At 66.0% G+C, this 13,892-nt stretch carries 21 protein-coding genes and 1 pseudogene; 20 read left to right on the forward strand and 2 right to left on the reverse strand.

The features are described 5' to 3' along the window. Positions 1–30: 30 nt before the first annotated feature. Positions 31–537, reverse strand: coding sequence for an NUDIX domain-containing protein (locus ACFQ9K_RS07925; RefSeq protein WP_378723075.1), 507 nt, complete (start codon positions 535–537; stop codon positions 31–33). 19 nt (positions 538–556) lie between these two features. Next, a complete protein-coding gene (locus ACFQ9K_RS07930) occupies positions 557–1,777 on the reverse strand; it encodes a helix-turn-helix domain-containing protein (protein ID WP_378982929.1) in 1,221 nt (406 codons plus the stop codon). A 130-nt stretch (positions 1,778–1,907) separates the two neighbouring features. Here ACFQ9K_RS07930 and ACFQ9K_RS07935 point away from each other — a divergent pair, with 130 nt between their 5' ends. From ACFQ9K_RS07935 to ACFQ9K_RS08030, 20 genes and pseudogenes are all read left to right on the forward strand, one after another. Beyond that, positions 1,908–2,120, forward strand: coding sequence for a helix-turn-helix domain-containing protein (locus ACFQ9K_RS07935; RefSeq protein ID WP_378723077.1), 213 nt, complete (start codon positions 1,908–1,910; stop codon positions 2,118–2,120). Continuing rightward, a complete protein-coding gene (locus ACFQ9K_RS07940; protein ID WP_378723078.1) occupies positions 2,120–2,269 on the forward strand; it encodes a hypothetical protein in 150 nt (49 codons plus the stop codon). Before ACFQ9K_RS07935 ends, ACFQ9K_RS07940 begins: the two co-directional genes overlap by 1 nt. Then, positions 2,266–2,544, forward strand: coding sequence for a hypothetical protein (locus ACFQ9K_RS07945; RefSeq protein ID WP_378723080.1), 279 nt, complete (start codon positions 2,266–2,268; stop codon positions 2,542–2,544). Before ACFQ9K_RS07940 ends, ACFQ9K_RS07945 begins: the two co-directional genes overlap by 4 nt. A gap of 77 nt (positions 2,545–2,621) precedes the next feature. Further along, positions 2,622–2,879, forward strand: coding sequence for a hypothetical protein (locus tag ACFQ9K_RS07950; protein WP_378723081.1), 258 nt, complete (start codon positions 2,622–2,624; stop codon positions 2,877–2,879). Continuing rightward, a complete protein-coding gene (locus tag ACFQ9K_RS07955) occupies positions 2,872–3,186 on the forward strand; it encodes a hypothetical protein (protein ID WP_378723082.1) in 315 nt (104 codons plus the stop codon). Before ACFQ9K_RS07950 ends, ACFQ9K_RS07955 begins: the two co-directional genes overlap by 8 nt. Then, positions 3,183–3,575, forward strand: a complete 393-nt coding sequence (locus ACFQ9K_RS07960; RefSeq protein WP_378723084.1) for an RRQRL motif-containing zinc-binding protein — start codon at positions 3,183–3,185, stop codon at positions 3,573–3,575. The genes ACFQ9K_RS07955 and ACFQ9K_RS07960 overlap by 4 nt, the downstream gene beginning before the upstream one ends. Further along, positions 3,572–3,940 (forward strand): hypothetical protein, encoded by a 369-nt coding sequence (locus ACFQ9K_RS07965; RefSeq protein ID WP_378723085.1) that lies wholly within the window; start codon positions 3,572–3,574, stop codon positions 3,938–3,940. The genes ACFQ9K_RS07960 and ACFQ9K_RS07965 overlap by 4 nt, the downstream gene beginning before the upstream one ends. Beyond that, entirely contained in the window at positions 3,937–4,755 is an 819-nt protein-coding gene (locus ACFQ9K_RS07970) for a hypothetical protein (protein ID WP_378723086.1), read from the forward strand. Before ACFQ9K_RS07965 ends, ACFQ9K_RS07970 begins: the two co-directional genes overlap by 4 nt. Further along, the gene (locus ACFQ9K_RS07975; protein WP_378723088.1) at positions 4,752–5,312 is read left to right on the forward strand and encodes a hypothetical protein; all 561 of its coding nucleotides are present in this window, start codon (positions 4,752–4,754) and stop codon (positions 5,310–5,312) included. Before ACFQ9K_RS07970 ends, ACFQ9K_RS07975 begins: the two co-directional genes overlap by 4 nt. Beyond that, positions 5,309–6,085, forward strand: a complete 777-nt coding sequence (locus tag ACFQ9K_RS07980; protein ID WP_378723090.1) for a hypothetical protein — start codon at positions 5,309–5,311, stop codon at positions 6,083–6,085. Before ACFQ9K_RS07975 ends, ACFQ9K_RS07980 begins: the two co-directional genes overlap by 4 nt. Then, entirely contained in the window at positions 6,082–8,370 is a 2,289-nt protein-coding gene (locus ACFQ9K_RS07985) for a hypothetical protein (RefSeq protein ID WP_378723091.1), read from the forward strand. The genes ACFQ9K_RS07980 and ACFQ9K_RS07985 overlap by 4 nt, the downstream gene beginning before the upstream one ends. Before the next feature lie 119 nt (positions 8,371–8,489). Continuing rightward, a complete protein-coding gene (locus tag ACFQ9K_RS07990) occupies positions 8,490–8,840 on the forward strand; it encodes a hypothetical protein (protein ID WP_378723092.1) in 351 nt (116 codons plus the stop codon). A gap of 8 nt (positions 8,841–8,848) precedes the next feature. Next, a pseudogene (locus ACFQ9K_RS07995) lies at positions 8,849–9,019 on the forward strand (DUF5131 family protein); the annotation flags it as partial. A gap of 2 nt (positions 9,020–9,021) precedes the next feature. Continuing rightward, positions 9,022–10,377: a hypothetical protein gene (locus ACFQ9K_RS08000; RefSeq protein WP_378723093.1), complete on the forward strand. Its 1,356-nt coding sequence runs from the start codon at positions 9,022–9,024 to the stop codon at positions 10,375–10,377. Continuing rightward, positions 10,374–11,120 carry a hypothetical protein gene (locus ACFQ9K_RS08005; protein WP_378723095.1) on the forward strand — a complete coding sequence of 249 codons (747 nt, stop codon included), beginning with the start codon at positions 10,374–10,376 and terminating at the stop codon, positions 11,118–11,120. The genes ACFQ9K_RS08000 and ACFQ9K_RS08005 overlap by 4 nt, the downstream gene beginning before the upstream one ends. 11 nt (positions 11,121–11,131) lie before the next feature. Further along, positions 11,132–11,653 (forward strand): hypothetical protein, encoded by a 522-nt coding sequence (locus ACFQ9K_RS08010; protein ID WP_378723096.1) that lies wholly within the window; start codon positions 11,132–11,134, stop codon positions 11,651–11,653. Positions 11,654–11,985: 332 nt separating this feature from the next. Then, entirely contained in the window at positions 11,986–12,537 is a 552-nt protein-coding gene (locus tag ACFQ9K_RS08015) for a hypothetical protein (RefSeq protein ID WP_378982933.1), read from the forward strand. Positions 12,538–12,540: 3 nt separating this feature from the next. Then, a complete protein-coding gene (locus ACFQ9K_RS08020) occupies positions 12,541–13,041 on the forward strand; it encodes a hypothetical protein (RefSeq protein WP_378723098.1) in 501 nt (166 codons plus the stop codon). After that, entirely contained in the window at positions 13,038–13,502 is a 465-nt protein-coding gene (locus ACFQ9K_RS08025) for a hypothetical protein (protein WP_378723099.1), read from the forward strand. Before ACFQ9K_RS08020 ends, ACFQ9K_RS08025 begins: the two co-directional genes overlap by 4 nt. Beyond that, positions 13,499–13,627, forward strand: coding sequence for a hypothetical protein (locus ACFQ9K_RS08030; RefSeq protein ID WP_378723100.1), 129 nt, complete (start codon positions 13,499–13,501; stop codon positions 13,625–13,627). Before ACFQ9K_RS08025 ends, ACFQ9K_RS08030 begins: the two co-directional genes overlap by 4 nt. The last annotated feature ends 265 nt before the right edge of the window (positions 13,628–13,892 follow it).

Consider the following 13,892-nt stretch of genomic DNA (forward strand, 5'->3'; position numbering starts at 1 on the left):
GGGTCGCAAGCGTCAGTCGGTAAAACTTAATCAGCCACGGTTGTCGTTGCTGTTGTGCGTGTGACCGGTATTCGGGTCGTCGCCATGCTCAAGGTAGAGTGGAACACGGCCTGCTAGTAAGGCGTTCGTTGTTTCGCTGAGTCGTCGAGCTAGGCGTGGAACGGTGTACCGGCCGAGTTCGGACAGCTCTATGTACTGAGCTTTGTCCAGCTCCTGGTCTGGAAAATTGAGACCGTCAACCTCAATGCCATTCAAATCCGGAGCGGCAAACAGAAATAGAAGTTTGTCGCCTTCCTTCTCGTTTGGCGCCCAGTCTATGGCCGCAAGTTCGAGTTTGTCGACAGTTAGGCCAAGCTCTTCGTGAATCTCTCGCTGGCAAGCTGCCTTTGGAGATTCGCCCGGCTCGACGTAGCCGCCAGGGATATCCCAGTACTCCTTGTAGGTGGGGCGCACCATGAGTACCGCGCTTCCTCGAAGGACGACTGCGCCGGCGGCGACTCGGGGTGTGGCCATCGGGGGAGGTTCAACGATGCTCATGCGACCCATCGTAGGGGGCTTAGAGCAGGTTCATACGCAAAGCAAGTTCGGCGAGGGTCGAGGAAGGTTGGGTCTTGCCAACTCGAACCCACTGGACCACCAGATCTCTGCACAGGCTGAGGTGTCGGACCTGTTCCGGCGCCCTGGCTTCCGCCGACAGCAGGATACTGAGCGCCTGCTCCTTCCGGCCCCGTGCGTTATTTGCGCGCGCCATTTCGACAGAGTGCCGGATTTGCCGCTCAGTTGGCAGCGGGGAAGCGTCTATTTGCGGTCCGATTCGAAGCGCCGTCTCGACATCGCCGAGTTCCATTGCGGTCGATACTCGATGTATTTCGACATTGGTAGGACCGAATGCCGTCCATGCGTAATTTGCATCGCGCCCTAGCCGGGCGGCGACTGCTGCCGATTCATCCAGGTATTCATTAGTCAGGCTGCGATCGTCAGTACGGGCGGCGGCCATCGCGCCCGTAAGAAAGAGTGTGCCGTAGATCGACAAGTACTCGGGTGAGGCGCTATTTGTAACGGGACCCGCATGTGATGCTAGTTGTCCAACCAGTACCGCCGCTTCCTTATGTCGGCCAGTGGACATTGTTACGTGCGCTATGGATCTAGCGAGCGATAACCATGTCATGGGTTCATTCACTTGCTGAGCGATATCGAAACCTCGTTGCGCCGCTACCCATGCGAGATCTACCTCTCCGACTTTAGCTAAGACGGTGGCGGCCGCATGATAGGCGCTAGCAAGCATCAGAGTTGCGCGTTCGGCGTCGAGCGATGCCAGATTGCGTGATGCGATATCGAGGTCCGCAATCAAAGATGGCAACGAGGCGCTTACATAGGCGAACCGCGTTGACTGATATGCATCCCATACGGCCCGTAAACGCCCTTCGAGCTGGGCTATCGGCTGCGTTGCGAGAATTTCGCTTTGAGCAAATGGCATTAGATGGTTGTAACTCAGAAGAGTTTCGCGCAATGCGGGAACCGTGGGTTTGCCGGAAGCCTGCGACGAGTCGACCAAGCTCGGTTCCGCCAACAAATCGCCCAAAGTGATATCGAGTTGCGTCGCAAGATTCTGAATCACCGAAATTCGATCGAGTTGAATTCGATTGTTCTCGATCTTGTTCAGCCAGTCTTCGGTTCGCCCAACAAGATCGGCAAGGACTCTCTGGGAGATGCCGCGGCGTCGGCGATACCAGGAAACTCGTTCACCGATAGTCATAGCGTCCGTCATTCCGCGCATCATTCAATTGTACCTGCAACAAGGGCCTTTCGGAGGGTACCCCGGAATTTTTTTCCGGGTTGAAGTCCGAAGCCGACCTTAGCTTCGTTTCAGGCTGTTCCAGCCAAGTCAGGCCAAGGGAGGACTTCGAATGACTAGAGATCACACTGATGGAGACGTCGGCCCTGTACTTAGTTTGCAGGTGGCTGCCGCTCAGCTTCACCTCAATGTCCGGACGATTCGACGGATGATTTCCGCAGGGGTCCTGAAGGGGTACAAGGTCCGAGGGACGCGCGCAATTCGAGTGCGCCAGGACGACGTCATCGCGCTGTTGAGTCCGATTTCGGCGGGCGGTGAGTTCTGATGCGCTTCCGCACCTTGGTTCTCGCGGTCGCAATTGTGTCGATCGGCTTCGTCGCCGTGACGGAGCCCGTCGTACTGCTGGGGACGCTGTTCGTGCTGGGTGTGTTCGTCCTGTGGCGCACCATGCGCCGACCGGGGGTGCGGCGATGAGTGCGCCGACGTCAACTGACCCGTTCGAGGGTCTTGATCCGCACGTGCGACGGGCGCTGGGTGCGTGGCAGTCGCTGACGGCCGAACAGCGTGATTACGCAATGGGTTACATGTCTGGGTGGGTGCCTGACGTCGTGCTGAGCGCGTCGGCGAAGGCTGTTGAAATTTCCCGCCTCGACCACGAACTTACGCAGATCGGGGTGGCAGTCGAAACCCGGACAACGCTGCGAGCGCCGACGGGCCAGCAAGGTCTGTATCAGGGGTGGGAGCGATGACCCGGGCGTGGCGTCACGACCCCTACCCGGGGCACAGGACGGTTCGCGTTGGCGGCCGTAGTCACGCGTTGGAGTCGATGGCCGGTCCGGAGTTCACCGGTGTGGGCTCGGTCTACGGGTGGCTGGCGTGGCTCTCACCGCAGCACGCGCTGATCGCGATAGCCGCGCTGGTGGTGATCGGGATGGCGGGCTGCACTGCCGCGATGGTGGCGGGTCCGAAGTACCCACCGTCGCCGAACATCTGCCGGGCGGATCAGCTGGGTTCGGTTGTCCAGCAGTCAGGTTCGTGCGTTCCGGCGACGCCGGCGAAGGCGGGGGTGATCGGTCATGGCTGATCGCTACAAGCTTCTGTACCTGCTGGAAGACATCGGCAGGGCTCTCGGCGATATGCCCGAACTTGATGTCCGGTTGCGGGGGATTGAGAGTCGTTTCCGGGAGCTGCCCTCGGCCGCGCAAGGCTTGTCGGTGGACTCGCTGTACTGGTCCGCGGAGGGAGTTCGCGATCCTGACGCGACCGCGCTGGGTGCGGTGGAATCGGTGTCGGCGTTGCGCCGGACTATCGCCGCGATCGACGTGGAGCTCCTTCGGATTCGGGAGCTGGCGCGCAGCCTCGATATCGATGACGGGTCGGCCCGATCATGATCGGGCCGAAGGACGTGCAGCGCAGTGATCTACCGGATCTGACCGGTGAACGCTTCGGGTTACCGACCTACCAATGGCGTTCCGCGCCAGTGGGTTACGTGACTCGTCGGCAGTTGCGGTCAATGCAGTTGCGGCCCAACGGCCAGGACGCCGCGGCCTACCTCGTGGAGCCGACGCCGCATGGTGGGGCGCCGCGGTACGCCGCATACCTGTACCGGACTGATCTGGCCGCGCCGAAGCGGGACGCGACGCCGGCGCAGTTGGTGGCGTTGGCGAAAGCGAACCGGGAACGGCAGTTGCGGGCGTGGGAGCGGCGCGGTTTCGACCGCGCCGAGGCCGGCCAGGTCGGGGATCCGGGTCCGCAGTGGGAGCAGGGGTGGGAGCGATGAGTATGCACCTGCCTCACCTGAATCTGCATCTGCCCCAGCGCGATTCCAGTGCGCTGCGCCGGGAAGTGATGCTGTTGCGCGGCCAGCTCGCGGACAAGAATCAGCAGCTCACGCAAATGGCTGTCGCACTCGATGACGCGTTGGACCGCGAGCAGGTGCATTCGCTGTGTGCCTCACACGAGCGGCTGACTCCCGCCGCGGTGATCGACCGGTACGGGCAGCCACGCGCCCACCACGCCCGCACCGACGCCGCCGACGTAGGCGAGGCGACGCAGGCCGGTCAGGTGCCGGCGGCGCGGTCGCAGGGTCCGGCGATGGCCGGACTCGGTGGCTCGACTTCGCAGCAGTGGGGGTTCGAGCGATGACCGCGACGCATTCGGTTCCCTCTGCAGATGGTTCGGACGCCGACCAGGTGGTGGCGCTGGTCGCTGAACTGCGGGAGTCGTGGTCGCAGTACCAGAGGTTGACACAGCAGCTGCGCCCCGGCGGCCCGGGCGGCCCGGCCATGCAGGCGGCGGAATCGCGGTTGTTGCAGCTGTCGAAGGAGGCCGATCGGCAGCGCCCGTACCTGCTGGGCGCCGATCAGCGGTGGGAGGACTACGCCACCGTCGACCAGCACGTGGAAACGGTGCTGCGGCAGTACGACCGCACCGTCGCCCGTATGCGGCAAGCGCGTAGCGAAGGCCGCGACGGGTTCGCGGACGCCCTGGAACGTTCCCTGCCCGGGTTCCGGACCGAGATCACGCGGGCGGCCGGAGACCGCGCCGACGCGGCCACCGCGGCATTCGAGGCGGCGCAACAAGTGTATGAGCAGGCGGGCCGGGACGGCGTGGTCACCCGCGGCAGGGTCGACGCCGTGGCGCTGGACGCCGTCGACGCTGACCACCTCGTACGGCGGGACGCGCTGCGCGAGTTCCAGTCCGCCGAGCAGGCGCTGTTCCGGGCCGGTTGGACGGTCGAGGGCCGCCACGGCCGCGACGGATTGCTGCGGCTGCGTCCTTGCCACGACCGGACGACCGACGCACGGTTCGCCGCCGTCGCCACAGCGCTGGCGCAGTCGGCGCAGTCGACCGAGCAGCAACCGACACCGGGCGTGCTGCGTTTGCGCCCCGCGGGCGCACCGGACCGGCATCTGAACGCGGTCCCGCAGCACGAGCAGGGATGGGAGGTAGAGCGATGACAGATATGGCCGATAACCAGGCACGCGTTCCGGCGATCGGTGCGATTCGCCGCTCACGCGCCCTAGTGGCGTTCGGGCACCCACACGAGAACCTCGCTCAGGAACTGGGCATTTCGGTGCCGGAGATGCAGGCGCTGACCGCGCCGGCCACCGGTGGCGCGTCGTTGTCGCGGCAGCAAATCCCGGCAGGACTGCACCAGAGCGTCGCGGTGTTGTTCGACCGGTTGCAGATGTCGCCCGGACCCTCCGACGACGCTCGGCTGCATGCCCGGAAACGGGCGTGGCCGCTGCCGTTCCAGTGGGACGAAGACGCCATCGATGACCCGGATGCGAAGCCGATTCCGTGTCGCCGGGTCGGGCGAGATGTCAAGGCGCGTACTGCTGAACGCGAGGCCGCAGTGCTGGCCGAGCTTCGCCACGGTGCCACAACCGAGCTCGCCGCGGAGCGCCTGCACCTCACGGCCCGCTCGGTACAACGCATCCTCGCCAAGGCAGGCGGGCGTTCAGCGGTCGAACGAGCCGACCGTGTACAACCGGAGTGGGAGTTGTCGCGGTGAGCGCGCGACGCCGGCGCCGGTGGACCCCGCGTGACGAGCTGGTCGCCACGTTCGTCTCCGAGCAGTGGATCGCCGATTTCGCCACGCTGATGCTGCTGCTGGGCACGCGCCGGTCCCGCACTTACAAACTGATCGAGAAGTGGCGCGACGACTTCGGTGCGATGCATTCGGATTCGCTGCGGGCCCGCGGCCGCGACCGCGCGGTCACGTGGGTGTGGCCGACACAGGCCACCGCTACCCGGTGCCTGGGTTATGAGGCCTCGGCGTGGGTTCCGCGCTCTACCAACCTGACTCACAAAGGTGAGGTGTCGCGGGTCCGTGCCGCGCTGGTCGGCTTGGAGACCGGGGTGTGGGTGCCTGAGCGGCTGTTGCTGCGTGAGGCCGCCCGCAAGACCCCCGGACTGTTCGCGGCCGGCCAAGCGACGCTGCTGTCGCAGTTCTCGGCGCGTCCGCACGTGCACGACGGCCGTTACTTCGACGGTGACCGTTGGTGGGCCGTCGAGGTCGAACTCTCACTCAAGACCCCGTCCGCGCGGCTGCTGATCAGCGTTCTCGCTGCCTATCGGACCCTGCAGAACGGTCACGGCCTGCTGTACGTGTGCGCGACCGACCGGATCGGCACCGCCGTGCACAAGGCGATCAAAGAACTCATCGCCGCGAAGAAGCTGCCCCGCCAGCCGGGGATCCGGGTGCGCCGCCTCGACGCGGTGATCGCCCGCCGAAGCATCGAACTCCCTGCCAGCAGTACCGGCCCCGAGGAGGCCGTCTCATGAACCCCTACCTGTTTTCCCAGTCCCCGGCATGCACGCCGATCATCAGCCCCACCGACTGCGGGCCGACCTCCGCGCCGTCCGCACCGGTCAATACCGACCCGCCGATACCGGTTGCGCCGCAACCTAACTGCACTCCCGTGCTGACCCCCACCGACTGCGCGCCGACGCAGCCGACGCCCACACCGAACGCGCCGGCCGACACCCGCCATGGAGTGGGTGAGCGGGTTGTGGAGTGGATGAACACCCACCAGCATCCAGGTCTGCGCGGCACACCCGGCACCACCGGTACCGGCGACTCGCACGTGTGGGCGCAGATCGGAGAGATCCTGGCTGGGACCGCGGTCACCCTCGGCGCGATGGCGACCGTGGTCGGGGTCGCGTGGGTGAGCGCGTCGCGGTTGGGATGGGACGCGCGCCGGGTCCGTAACTTCGCCGCTGCCTCAACGGTGCTTCCTGCCATAACGGTTGCGGTGCAGTGGGATTGGCGGGCGCCGGTACGGCTGTTGATCGAAGGCGCCGCCCACACCGTCGATGGTGACGTGCGTGCGGGGTTGATGGCGTTGGCGATCACGATGGTCCCCGCGGGGCTCGCGGTCGCGGCGATCCTGTGGGCGCGGTACTCGGTCCGCGTGGCGACGATCGGCAAGCGCTCGGTCGCCGCGACCGAGCGGGCGCAGCGGCGGCGCACCAACGCGAAACTGCGGATGGCGCGCGAGCTCGCCTCGACACCGACCCCGTTGACGGTGCTGACCGGCTGGATTCGCCCGCACCGCTGGGTGGTCTTGGGCCGCCTCGCCGAGGAGATCAGCCAGCAGGGCAAGAGCGCCGCCGCGGAGCTGGTCGCGGCGTTCGACACCCTGTTCAAGCTCGCCTACGCCGACATCCGCAAGCACGTGATGGTCGTCGGCGGCCCCGGCTCGGGCAAGACGACGCTGCTGTCGCGGCTGGTGATCGCGGTGCACGTGGCCGCGCAGCTGCGCTATCTCCGAGCGGCGCAGATGCGTCCGTGGCTGCGCACCGCGTTGCGGGTCACCCCGAAACGGCCGTTGACGATCAACGCCTCCTGCAAGGGCGGTCACGAGGACCTGCGGGTGTGGGCGGAGCAGCGCGAGGCGATCCTGGCGACCGGGCTGCATCCCAGCAAGATCGCGATGTTCCCGGAAACGAAACTGAACCTGTTCGGGATGCCGATCGGATCGCTGCGGTATGTGCTCGAAAAGCTGTGCCCGAGTGAGAAAGCCACCGACGCCAGCCAAGCGTTCTTCGAGCAGATGCGTATCTCGCTGGTGCATCTGATCGTGGACGCCCCCGACCCCGACAAGGGACTGGGGCCGGGACAGAACCCGCCGGCGAACTCCGAGGAGTTCCTGGCCCGTTTCGATCAGCCGTGGCTCTGGAACGCCTGGGGCGGCAACCTCCTCGACGCCGAACCTGCCACCGAGACAGTCGAATCCGCCGACGACACCACGGTCACCGACGCCGCGAACACGGACGCCGGTGGTGCGCCGAAGGCGTACCTGCGGGAGCTGTATGCGGTGCAGGCGATGGTGGAAGGCAAACAGCCCGTGTTGCCGGCCGAGACCGCCCGGTTCAGCAACTTGTTCCGTGAGCTCGGGGACGCCTTCGACGGCACCACCTCTCTGCTGGACAAGCAGTACTGGTTCGTCACCGTGCCCGGCACCGCGAACAAGTCGGTCGCGTCGGCGCAGATGAACGCGTTGATCGCGATGGTCGAGCAGACCGCCGCGACCAAACACGGCCACGTCATCACCTTCACCATCGACGAACTCTCCCGCGTCGATGCCAACGTCTACGACGCCGCCGAAGCACTGCGCTCCCAAGACGTCGCGCTGATTCTGGGCTATCACTCCTTCGAGTCGATCGCCGCGACCGACCGCGAAGCCGCCCGCACCATCAAGGGCTGCGCCGGCGGGGTGATCGCATGCCGCTCCGAAGGCGCCGACGACATCCTCAAGAACTTCGGCACCCGCCGCGCCATCGAACCCTCCCGGCACACCCTCGACGGCAAACACGGCAGCGAAGGCTCCGTGCGCATGCAGGACAGCTTCCTGGTCGACCCGAACCTGTTGCGCCGCATCGAACCCGGCGACGCCGTGCACGTCAACGCCGGCACCGCCCGCTGGGGCCGCGTCGCCCGCCTGGACCCGAAGGCGATCCCACTGCTGCCCTCCGACCCGATCAACCGCACCAACGGCGACCGCAGCGAAGGCCGCGCCCGCACCGTCTGGTCGGCCCTCATCCACGGACAAGGAGACCCCGCATAAGCATCGAAAAAGACTACGACGCACCAACTCCCGACGAACCCGACGAGCAGCCCGAGCGGCTCCCCGCTCGCCGCGACGACATCAACATCGCCACCCCTACAGCCAGTCAACTGCGCGCGATGTTCGGCGACCTCGACATCGGCCTGCCCGGCGAGCACGGCGGGACCGCGGTCATCGCCGCCGGGCCCGGCGCGGTCGACCTGTACAAGAGTGCCGACCAAGTTGACACCGATGACCCCGCCGTGCGGACCGCGCTCGCGATACGCGAGTTCGTCACCACCTGGTGGCGGGCAGCGCTCACCAGTGCCGGCGTGGCCGGCGCAGTCGTCCTGGCTCTTGCCGCCGGGATCACCGTCGCAGCCGCAGTAGCGGTGTACGGGCTGGGCTGGATCGCCTACACCGTGTGGATCACTCGCGGGCGCCCCGGCATCCGCGAAATCCTCGCCGCCCGTCGCGGTGGTGTGCGGTGACCATGCACCCGGACTGGGTTCGTGAACTGCGCGACCAGTGCAGCGACAGCGACGTCCCGTTCTTCTTCAAGCAATGGGGAGGCCGCACTCCCAAGGTAGCAGGCCGAGAACTCGACGGCCGCAGGTGGTCACAGATGCCCACACCATCCCCCTCACCACTACCGACAAAGGAGATCTGAGCATGTCCGAACGCAGCGTCGAAGACGAATTGATCAGTGAGGCACGCACATTCGCGTCCGCGATGTCGGCAACCCTGCGCCGCTATTCCCAGGCCGCGAACTGGCTGGAAAAGCGCAAGGTCCGCAAGGAGATCACCCAAGCCTGGCGGGCGCAGATGCGCCAAGCCGAACTCGACCGCGCCCATCAGCTGAGCTGGACCGCGAACTCGGTCGAGACCTTCCGGGCGCATTCGCTGGCGGTGGCCCGGCGCGCCAACGACCCGAGCGTCGACCATGACCGCCGCTACCGCGACGTCCAGGCCCTTTCCCGGCACCGCAACGAGATGGCCGAGCGGGTACTGCACAACCCACACCTGACCCCGGTGGAGCAGGGCATCGCCCTCGATGGCCTGGACAGCGCAACCGTGTTCCCCGAGTTCGCGAACAAGGGATTGTTCGACCGTGCGCACCGGGTGAAAGGCCGTGAGGCCTTGCGCTACCGCGCACAGGTCGCGCGAGCCCGCCAAACCGCGGGCATCGAAAGGCCGGCCGTGGAGCCCATGCGCCACGTCGACCGCGCCGAGCAGCTGAGTACCACTGCACGAGCTGATCGCGTTGTGTCCGGAGATCCGGACCGCAGCGGGCAAGGCCCGCGACGCGACGGAAACGAGCAGCACCAGACCCCGGCGGACGCGGCGGACACGGGTCGATTCCGGGCTGTTGTCGGATGGACCGACCGCAACGGAGTCACCTCGACCAGGTCGCAGTCGTTCGGCAGCGAGCTTGACGCGACAGCGTGGATGCGCAGCAACCCGGGCACGATGCTCACCTTCGGCGTGACAGCGCACGCGCAGACCTGGGACAACCGCGACGATCGGGCGCCGCTCTACTCCCACAGCGGCGAACACCGCGCGGTGATGGCGTCGCTGGCCGCACGGGAAAATGCCCTGGCCCGTGAGCACGAGACCGTCCGCAACGACCAACAGCGTGAGGCGGACACAGCGCCGACCCGAGCCGAGTACGACGCACTGAACCGCAAGACCGAAGACCTGTCGACGCGATATCAGCAGGTCGATACGGAGCGGCGCACCGCGGTCGATGACCTGTCGGCGTTGCGTGCCGACCACGCCAAACTGACCACCCAGATCGGTCAACTCACTACTGAACGTGATGCGGCGGTCGCGCTGGCAGGCAAACGGACCCAGGAACGCGACGAGGCCGTCGCGAAAGTCATCGCCATGACCCCGCCCGAACAGCGGATCGGTACCCCCCGAACCGACCGCAGCGGTCCGTTGCTCTCGGTGAAACGGCCAGCCATGGCCGACGCGCCAGGCAACGGAGCACACCGTCCCGATATCGGCGACGGGTTCGACCGATGACACCCGAAGCCGCCGCCGCACTCGCGGCCAAACTCACCGCTGCGGCCGACAGCCTCACCGACGAACGCGCTGCGGCCAACTACCGCGACAAAGCCGCGGCGCTGCGCCGCAAATACCAGCTCACCGAACCCGCCCCCAGCAGCGAGGATACGCCACCGAAACCACGCCAGGCGTCGACAGCCAAGGCCCGCAACACTTTCCGCGAAGGGACACCCCGCATGAACGTCAAGACCGCCGCACCGCGCCCTGCCCGCCGGGCCCGGGCCACCGCCAAAACGATGCACGCGGCGATGAACCCGAAGATCAAGCCTGCCTTCGCGGGCAGCGACCCGATCGGCACCGAGGTGTCCGGGTTCGTCATCCGCATCGAGGAGGAGCAGGAAAAGGACTGGGTCACCAAGAAACCCGCGGTCGACCGCCGCACCGGTGCGCCGATCATGGTCCCGGTCGTGATCCTGCAAACCGATGGAACCACGCGCCGCGTCGGCCCGGGCCTGCGCAAGCTGTGGATGCGCTCCGGTGTCCGTGACGCGATCCTCGAAGCGGTCCTCGACGCCGGCGCCCGCGAACCCGCCGCGGGAGCGTTCCTGCGGATCACCTTCAGCGGCCTCGGTACCCCGGTCAATGTGAACTTCCGCCCAGCCAAGCTCTTCGACGCCACCTACACCCCGCCGGAGACCGGCACTGCTGCGCCGGAATCAGTTGCTACGCAACCGAACACGACAAGCGAGGAGGTGGCCTGATGGATGCATGGGTGACCAGAGATCAGCTGGAACGTGTGGTGTTCTCCCACATCCGAGATGATCACGGCGACAACGCGATGGCGAAGGAGCCGCTGATTTCGCAGTTCACCGGCTACAACTTCGGTGACCGCGAGGTCCCCGTCAACTATCTCCACGCCATCGAGGGCGCTGAGCGCCTCAGTCGGATCGCGCAGGGCATGGTCGATGACTATGCCCGCAAGGCTCGCGGGCAGGGCCGTTCGTGGGCGGAGATCGCCGACGCCTTCGGCATCGACCGCGACGAAGTCTCCGAACCGGCCGTTGCGGCGTTCGAGCGCGTCGCACCGCCGGAACGCTGGACAGAGACCAATGCCTACTGGACGTGCACATCGTGCGAGCAACGCGTCACCGACCGCGGACCCTACGACGCCGATCCCACCGGCAACGAGACCGGACACGGCCAGGACTGCGAGCGACACCAACGCGAAATCAGCGCATACGTGAGCCGATTCGACCGTTCCGACAGCGACCCGGGATGGGAGTTCGAGCGATGAACGCAACACCTACCCGCACGGGTGTCGCGCGCTGGCGTCGCACAGGCGCAGCCCCCAACGCTGTTGCGCCGCAACGTCGCACCGCCCGTCGCACCGGGGCAAATCGCAGTGAGGGTGTTGCATCCGGCGGTGGAAGCGGTGTTGCATGGGCCGGGTTCATTTTCGGTGCCGTGCTCTCGGTCGCGGCGAACTGGCTCCACACCTGGCTGCCCGCCGCCGCGATGCCCGACGGCTGGCATCCCGGTGTTGCACCCCAAATCGGCTCAGCGGTGTGGCCGATCGGACTGCTGCTGAGCGTGGAAGTCCTGTCCCGCACACGGTGGCGGCGCGGATTGGGCTGGGTGATCGCCCGCTACATCGGTGCTGGCAGCGTCGCTCTGGGTTCGGCGGTCATCTCCTATGGCCATGTCCACGACGTCCTCACCAACTGGGGATACGGCCAACTCGGCGCCGCGGTCGGACCGATCGTCCTCGACGGACTGATGGTCATATCCGGGTTCGCACTGCTCTCGGAGTCCATACCTGCCGACACCACCGCAACACCCGCGCCGAGTGCAACACCAGGACGCGACACCACCGCAACAGGCCGCGACACCACCGCGACACCGCCCAACACCCTCCGTGACGGTGCTGAGGACACCGGCCGCAACGACCGCATCCGTGCGATGTACCGGCAAGTGAAGTCCACCCGTGAAGTCGGCGAGGCATTCGGACTGCACTACTCGACTGTCTCCCGGATCGTCGCCGAAGCCGACAGCAGCGACACCGATCGCAACAGCCGCAACGCAACACGCGACGACCGCGACGGCGCAAGCGACAACGAGCACAACGGGTTCCGGCTCATCGCCGGCGGAACCACCCCAACTACCACGAAGGAGAAGTAGCCCATGCCGGTTCCGGGGCACGACGACACACCGCACGACGACATCGACCGCAGCCACTACCCCGATGCCGCCGGAATTGATGAGCGAGCCATGCGAGCCGATTTCGCTCGCATGATTCGGCTCAGCGAAGCCCAATTCCATGTACGCACCGACCACGAGATCGACCAGTTGGCAACCCGCACAAAAGAACTCATGCAACGATGGACCACCGGGCGAGTCGAGGAAGCGAGCAACTGGCGCTACCTGTCCGACGCCCACTACGACTGGCGACATGCCCCCGGGACGATGCAGCGCATGCTCGACAACATCGAGCACGCCCAGGCCGGCGGATTCGACCCTGGCCTCACCGACGTCGAACTGCGCAGCCAACGCCAAGCTCGCGACCTGAACGCCACTCTCGCCGCCGAACGCAGCCAGGGACAGCCGCCACTATCCCAGGCGGAGTTGAAAAGTGAACTGGCCCAGCATATTCGGCCGTCGGTCGAGAGGGGATTCGACCGATGAGCAGCAACGATGCGACCGAACCTGTGCGAGCCACCCAGCCCGACCCAGGTAGGGACTGTGCCGGGATCGAGGAGCAGTCCATGCGCGAGGACTTCGCCCGCGTCGAAGAACTGCGGCGAATCGCCTGGCACGCCAAAACCGAGAAGGCAAAGTATCTGCTGTTGGACGAGGCCCGCGAGCTCGAGGCGCGGTGGTTCGACCGCGAGGACGAGCTGGGCGAAGCCTGGCATTACTTGAATTTCGCGTACCACGATTGGCTGTGCGAACCGGAATACATGGCCCGATTGCACGAGCAGATCCGCCGCGACCAGGCCGCCGGCGTGTCCGGACTCACCGATACCGAGTGGCGTAGCCAATGCCAAGCCCGAGACATGCGCGCCGCGGCCACCACCAGACAGGGCCAGGGCCGACCGCAGCTCGATGTCCACGAGCTGATCGAACGGGAAGGATTCGAGCGATGACGACCTACACGCGTCGAACGCATCCATTGCGGCACGGCCGGGACGCCGTGCACGGCACCGGCATCGGCACAGTACACCAACCCTATCAAGGTGCCCCGCCCGCGGAGGGCGAGTACCAACGATGACGCGGATGCGACCCGCGACACCACTCCCAACCTGATCGACAACTTCATAGCACCACCCGTCACGGCCCCGCGAACCTACGGTTCGCGGGGCCGTTTGATGTGCGGAGCGCCCCTCGATATCGCCCAAAAGTACGGACTGTTCAGGTACGGACAGCAGTCCATACCTTGCTGTCCGTACCCAAAACCCTCCTTGAGCTGGGTAAATGTGGTCGGCCCCTGGTCCTGTTCCCGGGGCACACTTCATACACCCTGCGGGCGCATGAAG

Source organism: Nocardia sp. NPDC056564 (assembly GCF_042793755.1).
Lineage (GTDB): Bacteria > Actinomycetota > Actinomycetes > Mycobacteriales > Mycobacteriaceae > Nocardia.